The sequence below is a fragment of the Rhizobium sp. SRDI969 genome, from assembly GCF_025152725.1.
In the GTDB taxonomy this organism is placed as follows: Bacteria; Pseudomonadota; Alphaproteobacteria; order Rhizobiales; family Rhizobiaceae; genus Rhizobium; species Rhizobium leguminosarum_I.
The window spans coordinates 2,144,381-2,163,388 of record NZ_CP104035.1 but is presented as its reverse complement, the minus strand read 5'-3'; the positions used below and the strand labels follow the sequence as shown (position 1 = coordinate 2,163,388).

Sequence of the window (19,008 nt, the reverse complement as noted above, 5' to 3'; positions counted from 1 at the left end):
GAGAATCGAATGAATTCGCGAGAGGAGTTTAGCGCCTTTTCCTCTACGGTGGAATGAAGGCGAAATGGCGGGCCGCTTATGCAGGTTTTTATTTGGCGGCTCTGCCTGGCAGCGCGCGGCGAAGCTGCGTCTGCAGCGCGCGAGCGGCGGTTTGCCCGTGGCGCCAGCTTCCGGCGCGGATGAAGGAGGGGATCTGCATGGCCGGCATCGGCCGGGCGAGCGCGTAGCCCTGCAGCGTGTCACAGTCGAGTTCTTCGAGAATCCGGATATGATCCGCCGTTTCGACACCCTCGGCGATGACGAGGATATCAAGCGAGCGGCCGATATCGATGATCGAGCCGACGAGTTTGCGCTGCTCGGCCGATTGCGGCAGCATGCGGATCAGCTCGCGGTCGATCTTCAGCGTCTTCGGGCTCAATCGCAGCAGGCTGACGATCGAGGCATGGCCAGTACCGAAATCGTCGATCTGGATGTCGATGCCGAGCTTGCGCAGCTTTTTCAGGTTGGCGGCCACCGCCTCGTCGCAATCGTCGAGCGAGATCGATTCCAGCAGTTCGAAGGAGAATGTGCCGGGCTTGATCTTCAAGGCGCGAAGCTTCTTGCCCAGATCGGGATCGGCGAGCCGCCTGGCGGAGACGTTGACCGATATCTTCGGAATCGGTAGCCCGTCCTTCAGCCACGCCTTCCGGTCGGCAATGGCGCGCTCCAAGATGAGGGCGTCGATAGTCGAGACGACGTCGAGATCCTCGGCGATATCGAGGAAGCGGTCGGGCGTCAGCAGCCCGTGCACCGGGTGCTGCCAGCGGGCAAGCGTTTCGACACCGGTGACATCCAGCGTGCGGGCATCGAACTGCAGCTGGTAGAAGGGCACGAATTCGTTGCATTCGAGGCCGACCAGGATCTCGTCGGCGAGATGCTTGGCGGAAATGATATCGCGGCGGGCCGAGGCCGAGAAGAATTCGAAGCGATTGCGGCCGAGGCCCTTGGCGCGATAGAGGGCGATATCGGCGTCGAGCAGTATCTGCTTGGCGTCGAGCTTCGGTCCGCTGTCGATGGCGATGCCGACGCTGGCGCCGAAACGGCAGTCGTGCCCCTCATATCTGACCGGTTTGCGCAATTCGCGGATAAGACGTTCGGCAAGGCCGCCGATCTTCTTCGACGCGGGATCGACGGCGCAGAGGATGACGAATTCATCACCGCCAATGCGAGCGACAAAATCGGCGGCGCGGACGGAATTCCTCAGCACGCTGGCGGCATGCTGCAGCATGGCGTCGCCGGCCCGATGGCCGAGCGTGTCGTTGATCTGCTTGAAGCGGTCGAGATCGATATGCAGGATCGCCAGTGCCGCGCCCTTGGCCTGGCATTCGGCCGAACGCTCGCCCAGCATCTTGTCGAGATAGCGGCGGTTCGGAAGGCCGGTGAGGTAATCGTGCAGCGCCAAGTGCTCGATGCTCTCCTTGGCGGCTTCGAGCTCGCGGTTGCGCGCCTCGGCCAGATCCTTGGCGCGCTGCAGCTCGTTGCGGAGCGCGACTTCCTCGGTGACGTCCCAGTTGGCGCCAATCAGCTTGCGGTGGCCGTTGCCATCGATGAAGAAGGCCGAGCGGGCGCGGATGACACGTTCGACGCCGTCGCCGCGGATGATGCGGTATTCCTGCTGGAAATCGCGGCCGCTTTCGACGCTGCGATCGGATAAGCCAAGCACGCGCTCGCGATCGTCGGGATGCAGGCTTTTCGCCCAGGCGTCGCTGGCGATCTGGCGCGAGGCGCCCTGCAGCCCGTAAATGGCGATAAGGCGATCGTCCCATTCGACGCTATCATGCTCGATATCGGCCTCGAAGACGCCGATGCGGGAAACCTCCAGCGCCAGATCGAGCCGGCGCGACAAACGCGACAGCGTCTCCTCGGCCTGCTTGCGGGCGGTGATATCCGTATCCGTGCCGATGATGCGCGTCGGCACGCCGTTCTCGTCCCATTCGACGCAGGCGCCGCGACACTCGATCCAGACCCAGTGACCGTCCTTGTGACGCTCGCGATATTCGAAGATCTGGTAATCGGGATCGCCGGCGTTCTGTCGGTCAATAGCGTGGACGACGAAATCGCGATCGTCGGGATGGACGAGCTGCAGCCAGGCGTCGTAATCGCCGTCGGCTTGCTCGTCGGGCGCCATGCCGCGAATGGTTTTCCATGTCGGCGAGTAATATTTCGTGTCGAGACGGTAATTGTGATCCCATACGCCAAGGCCGGAGCCAACGAGCGCATGGTTCCAGCGGCTTTCGCGCTCGGCCGGATCGGAATCGTCGGCTGCTCCATTGCCGATGCCTGTCTCGGCCGCTGCGGCATAGCCGTGCGGATCACCGGTCTCTGGATGGGCTTTCTTCACGGGCATTCTCGCTTACTTCACCTCGGTGCAGTCTGCTGTCATTCCATTAAGAAAGACTTAGAAAGCACTTGCTCAACAAGCGGGATGGCGCCTTTTCCTCGATTAGGCAGGGAGCCGGCCGAGGAACTGGGCAAAGACCATGGTGCCTTCGGGCCATGGGCCGTGACCAGAATCGGCATTGATATGACCGGCCTCGCCGGCATCGACGAGGAAGGAGCCCCAGCTGCTGGCGACATCGTCGGCATGATCGTAGCTGCCGAACGGATCGTTGCGGCTGGCGACGGTGATCGACGGGAAGGGCAGCGGGTCGCGCGGATAGGGGCCGAATGTCATCAGGTGTTTCGGGCGGATGTCGGGATTGGCGACATCGGGCGGGGCGACGAGAAAGGCGCCGGCCACGGGCTTGCGGAAATGCGGGATGGCGTGGATCACCGAGGGTACGCCCAGCGAGTGGGCGACGAGAACGACCGGACGGGTCGAGGCGTTCACCTCCTCGGCGATGCGGGCGATCCAGTCCTCGCGCACCGGCTTCGTCCATTCGGCCTGTTCGACGCGCCGCGCCGTGCTGAGCTTTGCCTCCCAGCGGCTCTGCCAGTGGCCCGGGCCGGAATTGGTGTAACCGGGGATGATGAGGATATCTGCGTCTGAGGCTTTCATGATGCCGCCGATGTGAGAAAGCTGGTCCAAGATGTCAAGAGGGGAATGTCAAGGGAGGGAGCGACACGGGCCGTGAAAGTTGCTATATTCCTCCAGTGCCGGTTGCGGATTTCGTGTCGGCTTGCCCGCCGATGCTGTCCGCCGCCGATCAGGTCTCGGCTGAGGAGGAGAAAGCCATGGCGGCATTTCACGTCATGACGGGTGCAAGCGAAAGCTTCGCGCGGCCCGTTGTCAATCGCATCGGTATCGCTGACGTTTTCGACGCGCTGAAGCGCGGATATGAAGATTTCATGGAGAAACCGTCCCATTATGTGTTCCTGTGCCTGATGTACCCGATCGCCGGCGTCTTCCTGACGCTATGGACCTCGGGCGCCAACCTTTTACCGATGGTCTTCCCGCTGATGGCGGGTTTCGTGCTGATCGGCCCGATCGCGGCGATCGGCCTCTATGAGATCAGCCGCCGGCGCGAGGTCGGCCTCGACGCGTCGTGGACGCATGCACTCGAGGTGCGCCATTCGCCGGCGCTGCCGTCGATTGTGGCGGTCGGGCTGATGCTCTTGGGCCTCTTCGTCGTCTGGCTGGTGACGGCGCAGACGCTCTACATCAACCTGCTCGGCGAGGTCTTTCCGCGCAGCATGGCGGATTTCTTCCGCCAGGTCTTCGGCACGTCAGAGGGCATGCAGCTGATCATCTGGGGCAATCTCATCGGCTTCGTCTTTGCGCTCGTCGTGCTGGCGATAACCGTCATCACCTTTCCACTGCTGCTCGACCGCGATGTCGGGGCGGTGGCGGCCGTCACAGCGTCGATCCGCGCGACGATTCTCAATCCGGTGCCGGTGCTGCTCTGGGGCCTGATCGTCGCCGCGCTGCTCGTCATCGGCACGATCCCGGTCTTTGCCGGGCTTGCGCTCGTCATCCCGATCCTCGGCCATGCGACCTGGCATCTCTATCGCAAGCTGATTGCGCGGGAAGCGACCGCATAACCACGGCCTTGCCTGCGGCGAATTCCGGACCCCCGGGGGAATATCGGATCCCTGGGGGAACCTCGAACCTGCCTCGGAGTTTGTTTAGCCGAGAGCGTGATGTCGTCGACATCATGGTCCGGAGGCCTCGAGGGAGGATTGCAGAGGTGACGATGAAGCATCTGTTCGCCCAGTTCGCAACAAAGGTATCGGAATGGGCGGGCAAACCCGTCATCTTCATCCTGGCACTGATCGTGGTCGTTATCTGGGCGGCACTCGGCCCCTTCTTCGACTATTCGGAAACCTGGCAGCTGATCATCAATACCGGCACGACGATCATCACCTTCCTGATGGTTTTCGTGCTGCAGAACGCCCAGACGCGCGACACGCGGGCGATCCAGGCCAAGCTCAACGAAATCATCCTGACCAGCCATGCCGAGAACCGTTTCATCGGCATCGAGAATCTCGAGGAGGAGGAGCTGAAGCACCTCAACCACCTAGTCGCCAAGGCCGCAAAGGGCAGGGGCGAGACGGAGGCCTGCAGGACATCGGAGGCAGCGAATGCGGCACCGCCGAAAAAGGCGGATGCACCTAAGCGCTCTGTGGCTGCCAAGGCGTCGAAGCAGAAGCAGCGGCCACTTGAGAAAAATTGAATCGCTAAATACAGTTCCAAGACGATGAGTTCGTATTGCGTAGGGGAGATGGTCGATTCCGAACTAAGAGAGCCCCAGACTGAGCTGTTCTTTCAGGCCTATCTGCTTGGAATAACGGTTGGTCATCTGCCATTTTTCTTCGGAGATCTGGCCATGGGCACTTTGATCGCGAAGTTTATTTTTTCGCTTCCCTTCATTTTTATATTGTTTATTTCCTATCGTATTAAATATATCGAAATGAATTCGCGGCCGTGTTTCTGGGCGTTTATTGTTTTTATTGGCACGCTGTCTTTGATTGCAGCAGTGTTTCTGTCGTTGTCTGGTTTCGGAGAAAAAGAGCTCGTCTTTTTGTTGTTCGTTTTGGCCTACTGCCTTCCTTCTGTCCTCGTCGCCTGTATCGCTTTCCCAATTATGTTGAGGCTGCGGGTAAGGAGAAACCAGCTAATAAATAACAACAGCGAGATATGTTGAAGACGGCGCCGAGCAGGGGCGCCGTCACTGCGTTGACCGCGACCCTCAAGCCGTCCCAAAGACCCGGCGGAAGATCGTATTGACATGCTTGGTATGATAGCCGAGGTCGAACTTCTCCCGAATATCCTCTTCCGACAGTGCAGCGCGGACCTCCGCATCCGCCAGCAGCTCTTCCAGAAAATCCTTGCCCTGTTCCCAGACCTTCATGGCGTTGCGCTGCACGAGGCGATAGGCATCCTCGCGGGAGGTGCCGGCCTGGGTCAGCGCCAGCAGGACGCGCTGCGAGTGGACGAGGCCGTGGAATTTGTTGAGGTTCTTTTCCATATTTTCGGGATAGACCAGCAGCTTTTCGATGACGCCGGCGAGCCGCGAAAGTGCGAAATCCAGCGTCACGGTGGCATCGGGGCCGATCATGCGCTCGACCGAGGAGTGGGAGATATCGCGCTCGTGCCAGAGGGCGACGTTTTCCATTGCCGGCATGGCGTAGGAGCGGACCATGCGGGCGAGGCCGGTCAGGTTTTCGGTCAGAACCGGGTTGCGCTTGTGCGGCATGGCAGAGGAGCCCTTCTGGCCAGGCGAGAAATATTCCTCGGCTTCCAGCACCTCGGTGCGCTGCAGGTGGCGGATCTCGGTTGCCAGCCGCTCGATCGACGAGGCGACGACGCCGAGCGTGGCGAAATACATCGCGTGGCGGTCGCGCGGGATGACCTGTGTCGAGACCGGCTCGGCCTTCAAGCCGAGCGCTTCGGCGACATGTTCTTCGACGCGCGGATCGATATTGGCGAAGGTGCCGACGGCGCCCGATATGGCGCAGGTCGCGACTTCCTCGCGGGCGGCGACGAGGCGCTGGCGGCAGCGCTCGAATTCGGCATAGGCGAGCGCCAGCTTGGCGCCGAAGGTGGTGGGCTCGGCATGGATGCCGTGCGAACGGCCGATGGTGACGGTGTCCTTGTGTTCGAAGGCGCGGTTTTTCAGTGCTTCGAGCAGCCGGTCGATATCGGCAAGCAGGATGTCGGTGGCGCGGACCAGCTGAACGTTGAAGCAGGTGTCGAGCACGTCGGACGAGGTCATGCCCTGGTGGACGAAGCGCGCATCCGGGCCGACGATCTCGGCGAGATGGGTGAGGAAGGCGATGACGTCATGCTTGGTGACAGCCTCGATCTCATCGATGCGGTCGACATCGAAGGTGGCGGCGCCGCCTTTCTCCCAGATCGTCTTTGCCGCCGATTTCGGGATGACGCCGAGTTCGGCCAGCGCGTCGCAGGCATGCGCCTCGATCTCGAACCAGATGCGGAACTTGGTTTCGGGAGACCAGATGGCGACCATTTCGGGCCGAGAATAACGCGGGATCATGGGCGGCTGCCTTCACTTCGAGAGGTTTGTTAGCGCCCCTGTAGCAAAGACGGGCGGCAATCTCAACGCATGCGTTTGGCAAGATGATAGCTGCTTGCGACAAGACAGACGAGGCCGAGCGGCAGGAAGAGGCGCAGGCCGATCACCAGGAACTGGTAGACGGCGCTGATACTGGTGAAGACGAACTGGAAGGCCCAGACGATACTGCCGAAGGGCGCGTGCCAGCGCGAATAGAAGATCCGGTATTCCATGGCGAAGAGGAAGGCGGTCATCAGGATCGTAGCTGCGGTCAACGTCACGAAAAAAGCGGCAAAACGCGCTTCCGGCGGCCTGCCATAGGCAAGGAAGCGGGCAACCGGCAGGGCGAACGGCCAGGCCAACAGGCCGCCGGCGAAATAAAGTGCTGTCACCTCGGCAAGGCGGCCCGTCTGCAGGCCGTTGCGCAGATAAAGGCCGAGCATGGCGGCGGCGAGCATCTGCATACCCCAAAGCAACGCGCCGGCGATCAGATCGGGGTAGGGCGGCCATGCAGCTCTTAGACGATCTATCCGGGGGCGATCCATGCTTAGGGATGAACAGGAACGGCGATCCAGCGGCCGTTCCTTGTCGCATCGAAGGCCAGGACGAGGGCGATGTGAACCTGGTTTCCGCCTTCCGGCTGATAGACCACCGCGCCGCCGATCCGGTATTCGACCGAGCACGTGCGCTCGGCCGGAACCGTGGTGGCCTGGCGCGCCGCCTGCCGGTTCGGAGCGCCTTCCTTTTCGATCATCTGCAGGCTGAAGCCGATGACGCGTTTATCGATCGCGGCGCAATCCTTCGGCGTCGGCACCGGCATCTCGCCGAGCGAGAGCGTATAGGGCGCCTTCGGCGGACCGTCGGTCGCAAGCGTCGTGTAGCGGATCGTCTTCGAAGGCGAGCCGAGTTCGGTCGGTGGATTGAAGGCGGCGATCAGGCCGGGATTGGTCAACAGATCGTATTTGTCCATCTGGCTGCGCGCCGCCGTCAGGTTCTGCCGCCGCGCCTTGGAGAGATTGGCGTCCTTATCGGTCAGTTCGGTGCGGAAGGGTGTGCCCTCGAGATAGTGGCCGTCTTCGGTATCGACGAAATAAGTGTTGGAGTAGGGGGACGCTCTGCTTGATGCCGAATTCCTGGAATCCGAAAACCTTGCCGTCAGCGGAAAAACCGATCGGCTGGATATTGGCGATGTCGCCGGCAAGTGACAGGCCGGGCAGGCAGGCAAATGCTGCGGCAATTATGCCGCCGATGATGAGACGCTTCTTCATGCTCGTGCCCCTTCGGCTGCCTGACGCAGATCGGCGACGGTCCGGCGGTAATCCTCGACCGTATCGCCCTTGAAAATTGCCGAGCCGGCGACGAGGACGTTGCCGCCCGCCCGCGCGATATCAGGCGCCGTTTCCATCGTGACGCCGCCGTCGACCTCGAGTTCGATCGGCCGATCACCGATCAGTGACTTCGCCGCCGCGATCTTCTTCGCCATCGCCGGAATGAACTTCTGCCCGCCGAAACCGGGATTGACCGACATGATCAGGATGAGGTCGACATCGTCGAGCACGTTCTCGATGGCGCTGAGCGGTGTCGCCGGATTGATCGTCACGCCGACCTTCTTGCCGAGGTTGCGGACAGTCTGCAGCGAGCGGTGCAGATGCGGTCCGGCTTCGGTATGGACGGTGATGCGGTCGCAGCCGGCCTTGGCGAAGGCTTCGAGATAGTCGTCGACCTGCGAGATCATCAGGTGGCAGTCGAACGTGGCTGATGTATAGGAGCGCAACGACTTGATGACATCGGGGCCGAAGGAGATGTTCGGCACGAAATGCCCGTCCATCACGTCGAGATGGATCCAGTCGGCGCCGGCGGCCGTCACGTCGCGCACCTCCTCGCCGAGCCTGGCGAAATCCGCTGCGAGGATCGAGGGGGCAATGCGAATGGGCAGCGTCATCAAAACTACTCCGTATAGGGCGCGCCATTTCACTGCGGCGCCAGAATTCAAAGCTGGCGGCCGCTGCTCATTGCGTCGGCGCCGCAGGTGGAAAAAAGCCGTTGCCCCGCCATTCGAGCAGGCGGTAGGGATTTTGCGAAAGTTCATGCGCACCGGTGAAGGCAATAGCGCCGACCGGCGTCTGGAATGTCGTGCCGAGAAGCGTCTCCTGGAGGGGCTTGCCCGCCGCAACGGCGGCTTGCCCGGCCTGGCCGGCAATGAGGGCGGCGGCCAGCGACGGCAGGACATAACCTTCCGGCTCGACGCCTTTGGCATGCAGCGCGCCGGCAGCAGCCGTGCCTTCCGGCAGGGTAGCGTATTCGGGCAGGGCGACGGCGCGCACGCCTGAATTCAGCGGCAGCGGCTGGTCGGCAGCGCGCATGGCATCGCCGCTGAGGATGGAAAGCTGGATGTTCTCGGCCTTGGCGTCGCGGGCGATGACGGCGACGTCGTTGCGGTCGCCGCCGATGAAGACCCTGGTGGCGCCGGCCCGTTTCAGGCGGCGGACCAGGGCAATCTGCTGCTCCTGTCCCGGACGGTAGGTATCGGTAAAGACCGGCTTCAGGCCGTTCTGCTCCAGCGCATTGCGCACCGATTCCGTCAGTTCGCGGCCATGAATGGTGCCGTCCTCGATCAGGGCGATCGGATCGGCGGCCCAGTCCTTCAGGATCACCTCAATGATCTTTGCTGCCTCGGCGCCGTCGGCGGGCGCCGCCCGGAAGAGCGGCCAGCCGTTCTTCAATGCATCCTCCATCAGGATGCGGGAGCGCACGGAGACGGTGATCGCGGGAATGCTGGCGTCCTTCAGCTTCGGCAGCGCGCCTTCGAGCGTTTCGCTGCAGAGAAAGCCGATCGCGACCTGCACCTTGGCGCTGACAAGCGCGTCGGCAACCGCAGCACCGCTATTGTCTTCGCAGGTCTCGTTGATGGCGACCAGAGTATTTCCCGACTGCTGGATCTCGAAGCCGGCGCCCGCGGCAATCTGGGCGCCGAGGAGGGCGAGCGGGCCGTTCTGAGGAGCGACGACGCCGATCGTCACGCCCGCCGCATGGCTTTCAGCCGCCGCTCCCAGCAGCGCCAGAAAAGCTGCTATGCCACGCAGGTTGATCATGAAAGGCGGACATCCCTAGCCATCGTCCATGCCCTTTTATCCGCAAGGCCGCGATCGTCAAAGAAAAACAAGCGCAACACGGCGCTTTTCACCGGTCCTATTGTAGAAAAGGTAACCGATGCTAGCCATATTGGCGCGATGGCAAGACAATCCAGGCATAAAGCGCGCGCACGGAGAAGCAGGTGTTGAACAGGCAGCATATCGACCCTGGCCTTTATCGCGACGCCATGAGCCGTTATGCCGGCCATGTACAGCTCGTGACGACGGCGATGGAAGGCGTGCGCCGCGGCGTTACCATTACCGCCGCCTGCTCGGTCTCCGACAATCCGGCCTCGGTGCTGATTTGCCTCAACAACACCAATCCGAAGAACGAGATCTTCTTCCGCAGCGGCGTCTTCGTGCTCAACACGCTTGGCGCCCATCACCAGGCCGTTGCCGACGCTTTCTCCGGGCGCACTGTGCTTACCAATGACGACCGCTTCGCCAGCGCCCATTTCGACACACTCGTCACCGGCGCGCCGGTTCTCTTCGATGCGCTCGCCGCCTTCGATTGCCGGGTGACCGACATTAAGGAAATGCCGACGCACAATGTCGTCTTCGGTGAGGTCGCGGCTGTCCGCTTCAGCGAAAAACACCCGGCGCTGATCTATATGAACCGGGATTATCACGCGTTGTGATTTCCGCAGCGATCGAGATTTCAGGGGATAGAGGATGGACAATGCCGGGATCGAGGAAATGTTTCAGGGGCTCGGGCCAGTCACGATCAAGCGCATGTTCGGCGGTAAAGGCATCTATCATCTCGGACGGATTATCGCGCTTGAAGTGCGCGACGAAATGCTGTTGAAGGCCGACGAGACGAGCGCGCCTGAATTTGCCGCCGCCGGAGCCACGCAATGGACCTATGAGGGCAAGAAGGGCAAGCCGGTAAAAATGCCCTACTGGTCGATCCCCGACGAGGCCTATGACGATCCCGATCTGATGGCGAAATGGGTGCGGCTTGCCTATGAGGCGTCGCTTCGCGCCGAATAGCTATTCGCCCCGTGCTGCAGCCGGCAAGGCTGCTATGGCGGCCTTGGTGAAGGCCGACAGCGGCTCGGGCAAATCGGTCAGGGGAAACCAGCCGAAATCCGAAAGCTTGTCCGGTTCGGTGAGTTGCGGCTCGCCCTCGATGTCGCGGGTGACATAGAGCAGAGAGATCCAGTGCTGGCGGTCGACGTCCATGATCTGCTCGGTCATGCCGAGCCGTTCGATACGGCCGATCACGAGGCCGGTTTCTTCCTCGGCCTCGCGGCGAGCGGCTTGCTCCGCCGGCTCCATGTGATCGACCTTGCCGCCGACAATATTCCAGTAGCCGGCTTCAGGTGCGCGCAAGCGCTTGTAGAGAAGGATTTTGGCGCCGCGCAGAATTACCAGGCCGACGCCGAAGCCCGGAAAATCAAGGCCGGGCCTGCCCATTGGATGTTCAGACCTTGGCGCTGCCGGCGATCAGCATGAAGGCCGGGATATCGTCGCCGAAGCCGACCGGGGTCGGGCCGTCGTCGTGATCGCGATGACGGCGGCGGTCGCGGCTGTCATCATTTGCCGGGTAAGGCCGACTGTTACGCGCATTGTTCTGCGGCTTCTGCTCTGCTTTGCGCTCGTTCTTCACGATGTCGGCCTTTACTGGTGCTGCTTCAATCACGTCGACGCCATTATCCTGTATGTCGTTGTCAGATTTATGACTCGCGGCGGCGCGATTGCCGCGTCCGCGTCCACGATCCTTGTCGCCATTCTCTCTCGGCGCACGATCTCGGCCTGCACCATCTCTGGCGCCACGCTCGCGGCTGTTGCGGCGCGGACGTTCGCTGTCCCGGCTGTCTTCTGCCGGCGGCGGCAGCGACGTCAGGTCACCGCTCAGCCATTCGACCTTTTCGCCGATCAGCTTCTCGATGGCATCGACGAACTTCGTGTCGCGCTTGGTGACGAGCGTAAAGGCGGCACCCGAGCGGCCGGCACGGCCGGTGCGGCCGATGCGGTGGACGTAATCCTCGGAATGGATCGGTACGTCGAAATTGAAGACGTGGCTGACATCAGGGATATCGAGGCCGCGGGCAGCGACGTCGGAAGCGACCAGAAGCTGGAGGTTGCCGTCACGGAAGCTCTGCAGCGTCATCGTGCGGGAACGCTGGTCCATGTCGCCATGCAGGGCGCCGACCGAGAAGCCGTGGCGTTCGAGCGATCGGAAGAGATCGGCGACATCCTTCTTGCGGTTGCAAAAGATGATGGCGTTCTTGAGCTCGGTCTGGGCGCGGACGAGTTCGCGCAGGACGGCGCGCTTTTCGTAATCCTTGCCGTGCGAGGCGACGAAACGCTGCGTCACGGTCGCTGCGGCGGAAGCCGGCTTTGCGACCTCGATGCGCTCGGGATTCTGCAGGAAGCGGTCCGCGAGCTTCTGGATCTCCGACGGCATGGTTGCCGAGAAGAACAGCGTCTGGCGGGTGAACGGGATCATCTTGGCGATGCGTTCGATATCGGGGATGAAACCCATGTCGAGCATGCGGTCGGCCTCGTCGATGACGAGGATCTCGACGCCGCTCATCAGGAGCTTGCCGCGCTCGAAATGGTCGAGCAGGCGGCCGGGCGTGCAGATCAGCACATCGGCGCCGCGCTCGAGCTTGCGGTCCTGGTCTTCGAAGGAAACGCCACCGATCAGGAGGGCGACGTTGAGGCGGTGGTTCTTGCCGTATTTCTCGAAATTCTCGGCGACCTGAGCGGCGAGTTCGCGCGTCGGTTCGAGAATCAGCGTGCGGGGCATGCGCGCACGCGCACGGCCCTTTTCGAGAAGCGACAGCATCGGCAGCACGAAGGATGCCGTCTTGCCAGTGCCGGTCTGCGCGATGCCGCAAATATCGCGGCGCTCGAGCGCAAACGGGATGGCTCCCGCCTGAATGGGCGTGGGAATCGTGTAGCCCGCATCCGTAACAGCGGATAGCACTTTTTGGCTCAAGCCAAGGTCAGCAAATGTCGTCAAAGGGAAAACTGTTTCCATTCAGGTTCGGCCGAACTCTGAACGAGTCGGCGGGATTGCATGCCGCAATGCAGCGCGACATAGCCCCGAATGGCCGGCAAGTCAAGAATTAGAGACGCCGCACCCATTGCAGAGTGAAGCGTTGGTTACCGGGCAGGAGTTACTTGATATAGGTGGCGAGTTTAAGGCCGGCATTCATGAAATATACTGGATCGACGGCATTGCCGTCCTGTCGCACTTCATAGTGCAGGTGGGTGCCCGTCGAGCGGCCGGTGCTGCCGGCAAGGCCGATGACGTCGTTGCTATCGACTGTGTCGCCGACCTTGACCAGAACCTCAGACATATGCCCGTAGCGCGTCGAGATGCCGTTGCCGTGATCGACCTCGACCATGTTGCCGTAGCCGCCGGTCCAGCCGGCCGAAATCACCTTGCCGGGCGCCGTCGGGCGGATCCTTTCGCCCGGCGAAAAGCGGAAGTCGATGCCGGAATGGAGCGCGAGGCGGCCGAGGAACGGATCACGGCGGTTTCCGAAGGGGCTGGTCACGTCCTTGCCGATAGCGGGATTGCGGAACGGCAGGGATTCGGCGGTGCTGCGCACTGCCTCGAGCCGGGTCAGTGCGCCGTCGAGCGCAACCAGCGAATTGTTGAAGCCGTCGTTGCTTTCAGGCTCGACATAGGGGCCGCCGACCGCATCGTCATCGTCTTTCTCGGCAGCGCTCTCGGGCATCGGAATCTTGAAGCGGGTCAGCACGGTCTCGATGGCGTTGGCGGCATTGCCGGCATCGCTCGTCAGCTGTTCGACCCGGCTGCGCTGATCCTGTTCGACATCTTTCAGCGATAGCGTCACCTTGGAGAAGATGCGGTCGGCACGGTCGCCGACCGTATCAGTGGCCGGCACATAGGCGAGCGTCGAATTGTCCGGTGTCGCATCGGCGGGCGCGCCGCTCGCCAGTTGTTTCTCGATCGCCTCGACGCCGCCACGGTTAAGCGATGCACGCTTGTCCTTGCTATCGGGCGCATAAGACTGAACCGGGGAAGTCGGCGCGGGCAGGGCGCCGTCTTTTTCCGTCAGGCCGGAGCTTTCGGCCCGGTCGAGCAGATTGTCGAGTTTGCCATGGCGCGAGGTGAGCGCCATTTGCTGCTCCATCAGCTTGTCGACTTTGTCTTCGACCACCTGCTGATCGAGAAGCTGGCGGGAGGTGATGCGGTCGACCTGCGCGCGGAGGGCGGCGATGCGGTCTTCATAGTCGTGCTGCATGCGCGCCTGGCGGGCCATGGTGGCGCCGATCAGATCGTCGCGCAGCACGAGATAGGACGTGGCCAGGAGATAGCCGATCGAGAAGACGCCGACGAAGCAGAGGGTCAGCGCAGCCATCCACGGCCGGACCGTCATATGGCGGACCTTGTCGCCGCTTGCCAGGATGAGGATATGTTCCTGCGCCCGTCTGCCGAATACCCGGTGCTGATGTCCGCTGTTCACGCAGGCTCTCCCGATTGATGCTCTACGCCTCTTTCGGAAATTAGACACCGTTATGGTTAATGAATGCTTTCATTGTCGCCGGCGCATCATAAATTTCAGTGACTTCAAGCGTGGCTGATCGATGCGAGCGAGCGGTAGAAGGACGGCGTCAGCCCAGCCTCGGCGCGGGCAAGATCGTTGAAAGGCGGCTTCAGCGGTCCGCGGAAATTCGCCCGCACCAGCTCCTGGAAGGCTTTTGCAGGGTCGCGCTTCTCGCGGGCGCAGAGGAAGCGGAACCATTTGGCGCCGACGGCGACATGGCCTTTCTCGTCGTTGTAGATGACGTCGAGGACATCGGCACTTTCGAGATCGCCGGTCTGGCGCATCTTCGCCTGCAGCGACGGCGTGACGTCGAGGCCGCGGGCCTCCAGGATCAACGGCACGACGGCGAGCCTTGCCGTCAGATCGTTGCGGGTCGAATGGGCGGCCTGCCAGAGCCCGTCATGGGCGGGCAGATCGCCGTAATCGGCGCCGAGATCGTTGAGCCTGGCGCGCACCATGCGGAAATGCTTCGCCTCCTCGAAGGCGACCTGCATCCAGCCGTCGAAAAAGGAATTCGGCACCTGCTCGGTCGCGAATCGCGCGACGATGTCGAGCGCCAGATCGACGGCGTTGAGTTCGATATGGGCGATGGCGTGGAGCAGCGCGATCCGCCCTTTGAGCGTATGCAGCGAGCGCTTCTCCACCTGGGTCGGCGGCGTCAGCACCGGTTTCTCGGGACGGCCGGGCCTGTCGGGCAGCGCCGCATCGAGCGGCGAGCGCAGCGACACCCGGCGGGTGAACCAGCGGGTGGCGCTTTCCTGCGCAAGTGCCGTCTTGCGGTCGAGATCGGCCGAACAGATCGCATCGATGGCGCCGCCGCGCAGCGAGGTTATCGTGAGATCGCCGGTCACGCCGCCAGGTTCCTCACGGCCTCGAGCACGGTTTCTGCATGGCCCTGCACCTTCACCTTCTGCCAGATGGTGGCGATCGTGCCGTCCTGGCGGATCAGGAAAGTGGTACGCTCGACACCCATGAAGTTGCGGCCATACATGCTCTTTTCCTTCCAGACGCCATAGGCCTGCAGCGTCGTCTTTTCCTCGTCCGAGGCGAGCGCCACCGAAAGACGGTGCTTCTTGATGAACTTGTCATGGCAGGCGGCCGAATCGGGCGACATGCCGATGACGGCGGCACCCGCCGCTTCGAACTCGGCTGCCAACGCGGTGAAAGCCAGTGATTCGGCGGTGCAGCCCGTGGTGTCGTCCTTGGGGTAGAAGAACAGCACGAGCGGTTTGCCGTGGAATTCGGCCAGCGAAACGCGGCCGCCGCCGTCGCGGGGAAGGTTGAAATCAGGGGCAGAGACGCCGATGCTGGGAACCGCCATTGGGAAAACCTTTCTTTTGCCGGGTTTGTGGATGACACTTACTCTCCCCGAATTATATAGTGGACGGATACCCGTCCAGCATGGCCGGGTTCAATTCTTCAGTTAAGGGAGAGCCCAAGGGCGCATGTCAGCCATCCGCGGCGAAAAGGTCACGTTTCGCAAGAAGGATATCGTTGCGCTGGACCGCTTGCCGTCCGCCCAGGCCGAGGATCCGATCATCGTTCATTGCCCGCCGCCGCGTTCGCCGATGCGCCGCACGGTGAAGCTGAGCTCAGGATTTCTGGGACTGATCCTGCTTATTCTTGCTGCCATCGTTTTCACCGTCGAGAGCGGCCTATTCGACAAGCCGCTGTCGCAGCAGGCGCAGGCGGCGCTGAATGGCGTGGCCGGACCGCGCTACCGCGCCGAGGTCGGTTCCACCGTCATCCGCTTCACCTCGGATTTCCGGCTGGCGCTTGAAGCGCGCAACGTCAACATGATCGACCAGGAGAGCGGCCAGCACCTGTCGACGACGGGTTCGGTGCGCCTGGGGCTCGATCCGCTGCAGCTTTTCCGCGGCCGGATCGCAGTGACGGACATCGAAGCGGAGGATATCGCGCTCGATACCGCGCTTTTGCCCTCCGGCAATCCCGTCAAGCTCGATGATCTGCGCATCGACGCCGTGCCGGCGGCGATGGAGAAAATCTTCTCGCAGTTCGACATGTTCGATAGCATCGTGACGCGCGGCTCGACGAATTCGATGCGCATCTCCGGCATCGACATCAAGCTTGCCGATACCGCCAACGGTCCGCTGTCGCTGGTCATCGACAATCTCGTCTTTGCCCATGCCGGCCCATCCTCGCTGCAACTGACCGGCGAAGTCGCGCTGAACGGCGAAGTGGCGGAGCTCGATGTGCTGGCCGAGAAGGAAGACGGTCACGTGTCGAAGGTCGTTGCGACGCTGAAGCATGCCGACCTCACGCCCTTCGGGCTGAAACGCAACGATCAGGGCGCAATACGGCAGGGGCTCAGCGCCTTTGCCGACCTCACGGTGTCGGCCACCAGAGGGCGCGATGGCGTGCAGCCGGCGCTTGCGGCGACGCTCGACATCGATCCCGGCCTGATCTATGCCGACGGCGATCCGCAGGAGCTGTCGGGCGGGCAAATCAATCTCGTCTATGATTTCGCCAAGCAGACGATCGAGATCGCCCGATCGAACGCCCGGTTCGGCGCGACGACGCTTCCCATCAATGGTGCGCTGATCGATCTCGACAAGCTCGAGTCGCAGGCCGGCAAGGGCTTCGGCATCGACCTGCTCGTCAGCGGCGGCACGGCAGCCCCCGGCGGCTCCGGCGAGCCGACGCTCTCCTTCGACGTCCAGGCGACGGGGCGCTACATGGTCGCCGGCCGTGAATTCCAGTTTCCCAACATAACCGCTTCCAGCCCGCTCGGTGCGCTCTACGGGTCCCTGCACGTCAAACTCGGCGACAAATCGCCGGAAATCAGCTTCGCCGGCCAGTCGGCGCAGTTGCAGACGACAGCGATCAAGCAGCTCTGGCCGTTCTGGATGGCGCCCAAGGTGCGCACCTGGGTGCACGGCAATCTCTTTGGCGGCACCGTCACCAACGCCACCATATCGGTCTTCATTCCCTTCGGCAGGCTGGATGAGGCAGCCGGCGGCAAGGGATTGAAACTCGATGCCAACCAGATCCGCATCGGCTTCGACATTGCGGGAGCGCGGATGAATGTCGCCGGCGACATTCCGCCGATCCGCGACACGTCAGCGCATTTCGACCTGAGCGGCCCGGTTGCGACGATCGCGATCAAGAACGGCACGTCCTATTTCCCGTCCGGCCGGTCCGTCGGTCTCGGGCAGGGGACGTTCATCTTGCCCGCCACCTACGATAAGCCGCTGATGGCCGATATCGATCTCGCGGTGTCCGGCCCGGCGGATGCCGTCGGCGAACTTCTGACCTACAGGCCGATCCGGGTGCTGCAGCGCGCCGGCTTTACGCCCGACGATCTCAAGGGCCGGATCGAGGCGAATGTGAAGGCCCATTTCGGCCTGCTCTCCTCGCAAAACCCGCCGCCTGCCGAATGGACAGCGGCAATGAAGCTCACCGACGTCGATCTTGCCAAGCCGTTTTCCGGCCGAATGATCAGCAATCTCGACGGCACGCTGAACGGCAATCCGAAACGGATCACGCTCGACGCCAAGGCCCAGATCGACGGTGTCCCGGCCGATATCGATCTTACCGAACCGGTCGAGGCATCCGATACAGCGGCGCGGCAGCGGGTGATCACCGCGACGCTTTCCGAGGACCAGCGCAACAAGCTGATACCCGGCCTTTCCGGCATCGTCGCCGGCAGCGTGAAGATGGTGCTGACGCGGATCGACGACGACCGGCAGGACGTCCAGCTCGACCTCACCAAGTCGCTGCTCGAATTGCCTTGGATCGGCTGGTCTAAAGGCAGCGGCATCGCCGCCACGGCCGAGTTCGAAACGTCAGGCCCGGCCGACAATACCCAGATCATGAACTTCCGCCTGAAGGGCGACGGTTTCGGTGCCAGCGGATCGTTGAACATCGGCAAGGGCGGGCTGATCTCGGCCGATTTCGATAGCGTCAAGCTCTCCTCGCTCGACGATTTCGCCCTGTCGGTGAAACGCAGCAAGGGCAATTTCGGCGTCTCGGTCTCCGGCGACAGCGCCGATGCGCGGCCAGTCATCCAGCGGTTGAAATCGGGCTCGGGTGACGATGGTGATGGGGATGCCGGCGACACCGGCGTATTGGTGCGCGCCAGGCTGAAAAACGTCATCGGCTTCAACGACGAGAAAGTCGGCAATTTCCAGGCGCAAATATCACTGCGGGGCGACAAGCTGCAGACGCTCAATTTTTCCGCCGTTACCGATAGCGGCGAGGCGGTGGTCAGCCAGATGCAGGACGGCGGCGTCATCAACATCACCAGCGGCGATGCCGGCGCGGTATCGCGTTTCGCCGATCTCTACCAGCACATGCAGGGCGGCCTGCTCAATCTGGCGATCCGGCTGGGGGCGGAGGGCGGCTGGGACGGCTCCCTCGATGTGCGCCGCTTCGCGATCGTCAACGAACAACGGCTGCGCTCGATTGTCTCGACGCCCGTTGGAAGTGAGCAGCGCAGCCTCAACGAGGCCGTCAAGCGCGATATCGATACCTCGTCGCAGCGCTTCCAGCGCGGCTTTGCCCGTGTCGTTTCGCGCAATGGCATGGTCGGCATCGAAAACGGCGTGCTGCGAGGCGACCAGATCGGCGCAACCTTCCAGGGCATCGTGCGCGACCGCAAGGGCAACATGGACATGACCGGCACCTTCATGCCGGCCTACGGCCTCAACCGCCTCTTTGCCGAACTGCCGTTGATCGGCGTTATCCTCGGCAATGGCAGCGACCGCGGCCTCATCGGCATCACCTTCAAGCTGACAGGCAAGTTCGACCAGCCGAACCTGCAGATCAACCCGCTGTCGATCATCGCGCCCGGTGTTTTCCGGCAGATTTTTGAGTTCCAGTGAAAGGAAGCAG

Annotated in this window: 17 protein-coding genes and 1 pseudogene; 6 read left to right on the top strand and 12 right to left on the bottom strand. The window is 62.3% G+C overall.

The window, feature by feature from the left end; all coding sequences use genetic code 11:
- Nucleotides 1–88 precede the first annotated feature (88 nt).
- Both N2A41_RS10935 and N2A41_RS10930 read right to left on the bottom strand, forming a co-directional pair.
- Nucleotides 89–2,386 (bottom strand): putative bifunctional diguanylate cyclase/phosphodiesterase, encoded by a 2,298-nt coding sequence (locus N2A41_RS10935; RefSeq protein ID WP_260110927.1) that lies wholly within the window; start codon nt 2,384–2,386, stop codon nt 89–91.
- Between the two features lie 96 nt (nt 2,387–2,482).
- The gene (locus N2A41_RS10930) at nt 2,483–3,037 is read right to left on the bottom strand and encodes an RBBP9/YdeN family alpha/beta hydrolase (RefSeq protein ID WP_170261483.1); all 555 of its coding nucleotides are present in this window, start codon (nt 3,035–3,037) and stop codon (nt 2,483–2,485) included.
- Nucleotides 3,038–3,213: 176 nt separating this feature from the next.
- On the opposite strand from N2A41_RS10930, the gene N2A41_RS10925 reads away from it, so the two are divergent.
- From N2A41_RS10925 to N2A41_RS10915, 3 genes are all read left to right on the top strand, one after another.
- Nucleotides 3,214–4,020: a DUF2189 domain-containing protein gene (locus N2A41_RS10925; protein ID WP_260110926.1), complete on the top strand. Its 807-nt coding sequence runs from the start codon at nt 3,214–3,216 to the stop codon at nt 4,018–4,020.
- Between the two features lie 152 nt (nt 4,021–4,172).
- On the top strand, nt 4,173–4,652 hold the full coding sequence (locus N2A41_RS10920) for a low affinity iron permease family protein (RefSeq protein WP_222385128.1): 480 nt from the start codon (nt 4,173–4,175) through the stop codon (nt 4,650–4,652).
- A gap of 48 nt (nt 4,653–4,700) precedes the next feature.
- Nucleotides 4,701–5,123 (top strand): hypothetical protein, encoded by a 423-nt coding sequence (locus N2A41_RS10915; RefSeq protein ID WP_162117062.1) that lies wholly within the window; start codon nt 4,701–4,703, stop codon nt 5,121–5,123.
- Nucleotides 5,124–5,168: 45 nt separating this feature from the next.
- Here N2A41_RS10915 and purB read toward each other — a convergent pair whose 3' ends face one another.
- From purB to N2A41_RS10890, 5 genes and pseudogenes are all read right to left on the bottom strand, one after another.
- Nucleotides 5,169–6,476, bottom strand: coding sequence for an adenylosuccinate lyase (gene purB, locus N2A41_RS10910; protein ID WP_260110925.1), 1,308 nt, complete (start codon nt 6,474–6,476; stop codon nt 5,169–5,171).
- A gap of 62 nt (nt 6,477–6,538) precedes the next feature.
- Nucleotides 6,539–7,039 (bottom strand): hypothetical protein, encoded by a 501-nt coding sequence (locus N2A41_RS10905; RefSeq protein ID WP_222385125.1) that lies wholly within the window; start codon nt 7,037–7,039, stop codon nt 6,539–6,541.
- A gap of 2 nt (nt 7,040–7,041) precedes the next feature.
- Nucleotides 7,042–7,762 (bottom strand): annotated as a pseudogene (locus tag N2A41_RS10900) (DUF2259 domain-containing protein).
- Nucleotides 7,759–8,436 carry a ribulose-phosphate 3-epimerase gene (rpe, locus tag N2A41_RS10895; protein WP_260110924.1) on the bottom strand — a complete coding sequence of 226 codons (678 nt, stop codon included), beginning with the start codon at nt 8,434–8,436 and terminating at the stop codon, nt 7,759–7,761. Before rpe ends, N2A41_RS10900 begins: the two are co-directional and overlap by 4 nt.
- 67 nt (nt 8,437–8,503) lie before the next feature.
- Nucleotides 8,504–9,586 (bottom strand): ABC transporter substrate-binding protein, encoded by a 1,083-nt coding sequence (locus tag N2A41_RS10890; RefSeq protein ID WP_260110923.1) that lies wholly within the window; start codon nt 9,584–9,586, stop codon nt 8,504–8,506.
- Nucleotides 9,587–9,768: 182 nt separating this feature from the next.
- Between N2A41_RS10890 and N2A41_RS10885 the strand changes: the two genes are divergently transcribed.
- Both N2A41_RS10885 and N2A41_RS10880 read left to right on the top strand, forming a co-directional pair.
- Entirely contained in the window at nt 9,769–10,263 is a 495-nt protein-coding gene (locus tag N2A41_RS10885; protein ID WP_260110922.1) for a flavin reductase, read from the top strand.
- 34 nt (nt 10,264–10,297) lie between these two features.
- The gene (locus N2A41_RS10880) at nt 10,298–10,615 is read left to right on the top strand and encodes a TfoX/Sxy family protein (RefSeq protein WP_017964468.1); all 318 of its coding nucleotides are present in this window, start codon (nt 10,298–10,300) and stop codon (nt 10,613–10,615) included.
- Here the strand turns inward: N2A41_RS10880 and N2A41_RS10875 are convergent, their stop codons facing one another.
- From N2A41_RS10875 to N2A41_RS10855, 5 genes are all read right to left on the bottom strand, one after another.
- Complete coding sequence (locus tag N2A41_RS10875) at nt 10,616–11,041, bottom strand: NUDIX domain-containing protein (RefSeq protein ID WP_260110921.1); 426 nt, start codon at nt 11,039–11,041, stop codon at nt 10,616–10,618.
- 7 nt (nt 11,042–11,048) lie between these two features.
- Nucleotides 11,049–12,614 (bottom strand): DEAD/DEAH box helicase, encoded by a 1,566-nt coding sequence (locus N2A41_RS10870; RefSeq protein WP_017964466.1) that lies wholly within the window; start codon nt 12,612–12,614, stop codon nt 11,049–11,051.
- 139 nt (nt 12,615–12,753) lie between these two features.
- Nucleotides 12,754–14,073: a peptidoglycan DD-metalloendopeptidase family protein gene (locus N2A41_RS10865; RefSeq protein WP_222385115.1), complete on the bottom strand. Its 1,320-nt coding sequence runs from the start codon at nt 14,071–14,073 to the stop codon at nt 12,754–12,756.
- Nucleotides 14,074–14,177: 104 nt separating this feature from the next.
- On the bottom strand, nt 14,178–15,005 hold the full coding sequence (locus N2A41_RS10860) for a ferritin-like domain-containing protein (RefSeq protein ID WP_222385114.1): 828 nt from the start codon (nt 15,003–15,005) through the stop codon (nt 14,178–14,180).
- The gene (locus N2A41_RS10855) at nt 15,002–15,475 is read right to left on the bottom strand and encodes a peroxiredoxin (RefSeq protein WP_170255815.1); all 474 of its coding nucleotides are present in this window, start codon (nt 15,473–15,475) and stop codon (nt 15,002–15,004) included. The genes N2A41_RS10860 and N2A41_RS10855 overlap by 4 nt, the downstream gene beginning before the upstream one ends.
- A 124-nt stretch (nt 15,476–15,599) precedes the next feature.
- Here N2A41_RS10855 and N2A41_RS10850 point away from each other — a divergent pair, with 124 nt between their 5' ends.
- Nucleotides 15,600–18,998 carry a YhdP family protein gene (locus tag N2A41_RS10850; RefSeq protein ID WP_260110920.1) on the top strand — a complete coding sequence of 1,133 codons (3,399 nt, stop codon included), beginning with the start codon at nt 15,600–15,602 and terminating at the stop codon, nt 18,996–18,998.
- Nucleotides 18,999–19,008 lie beyond the last annotated feature (10 nt).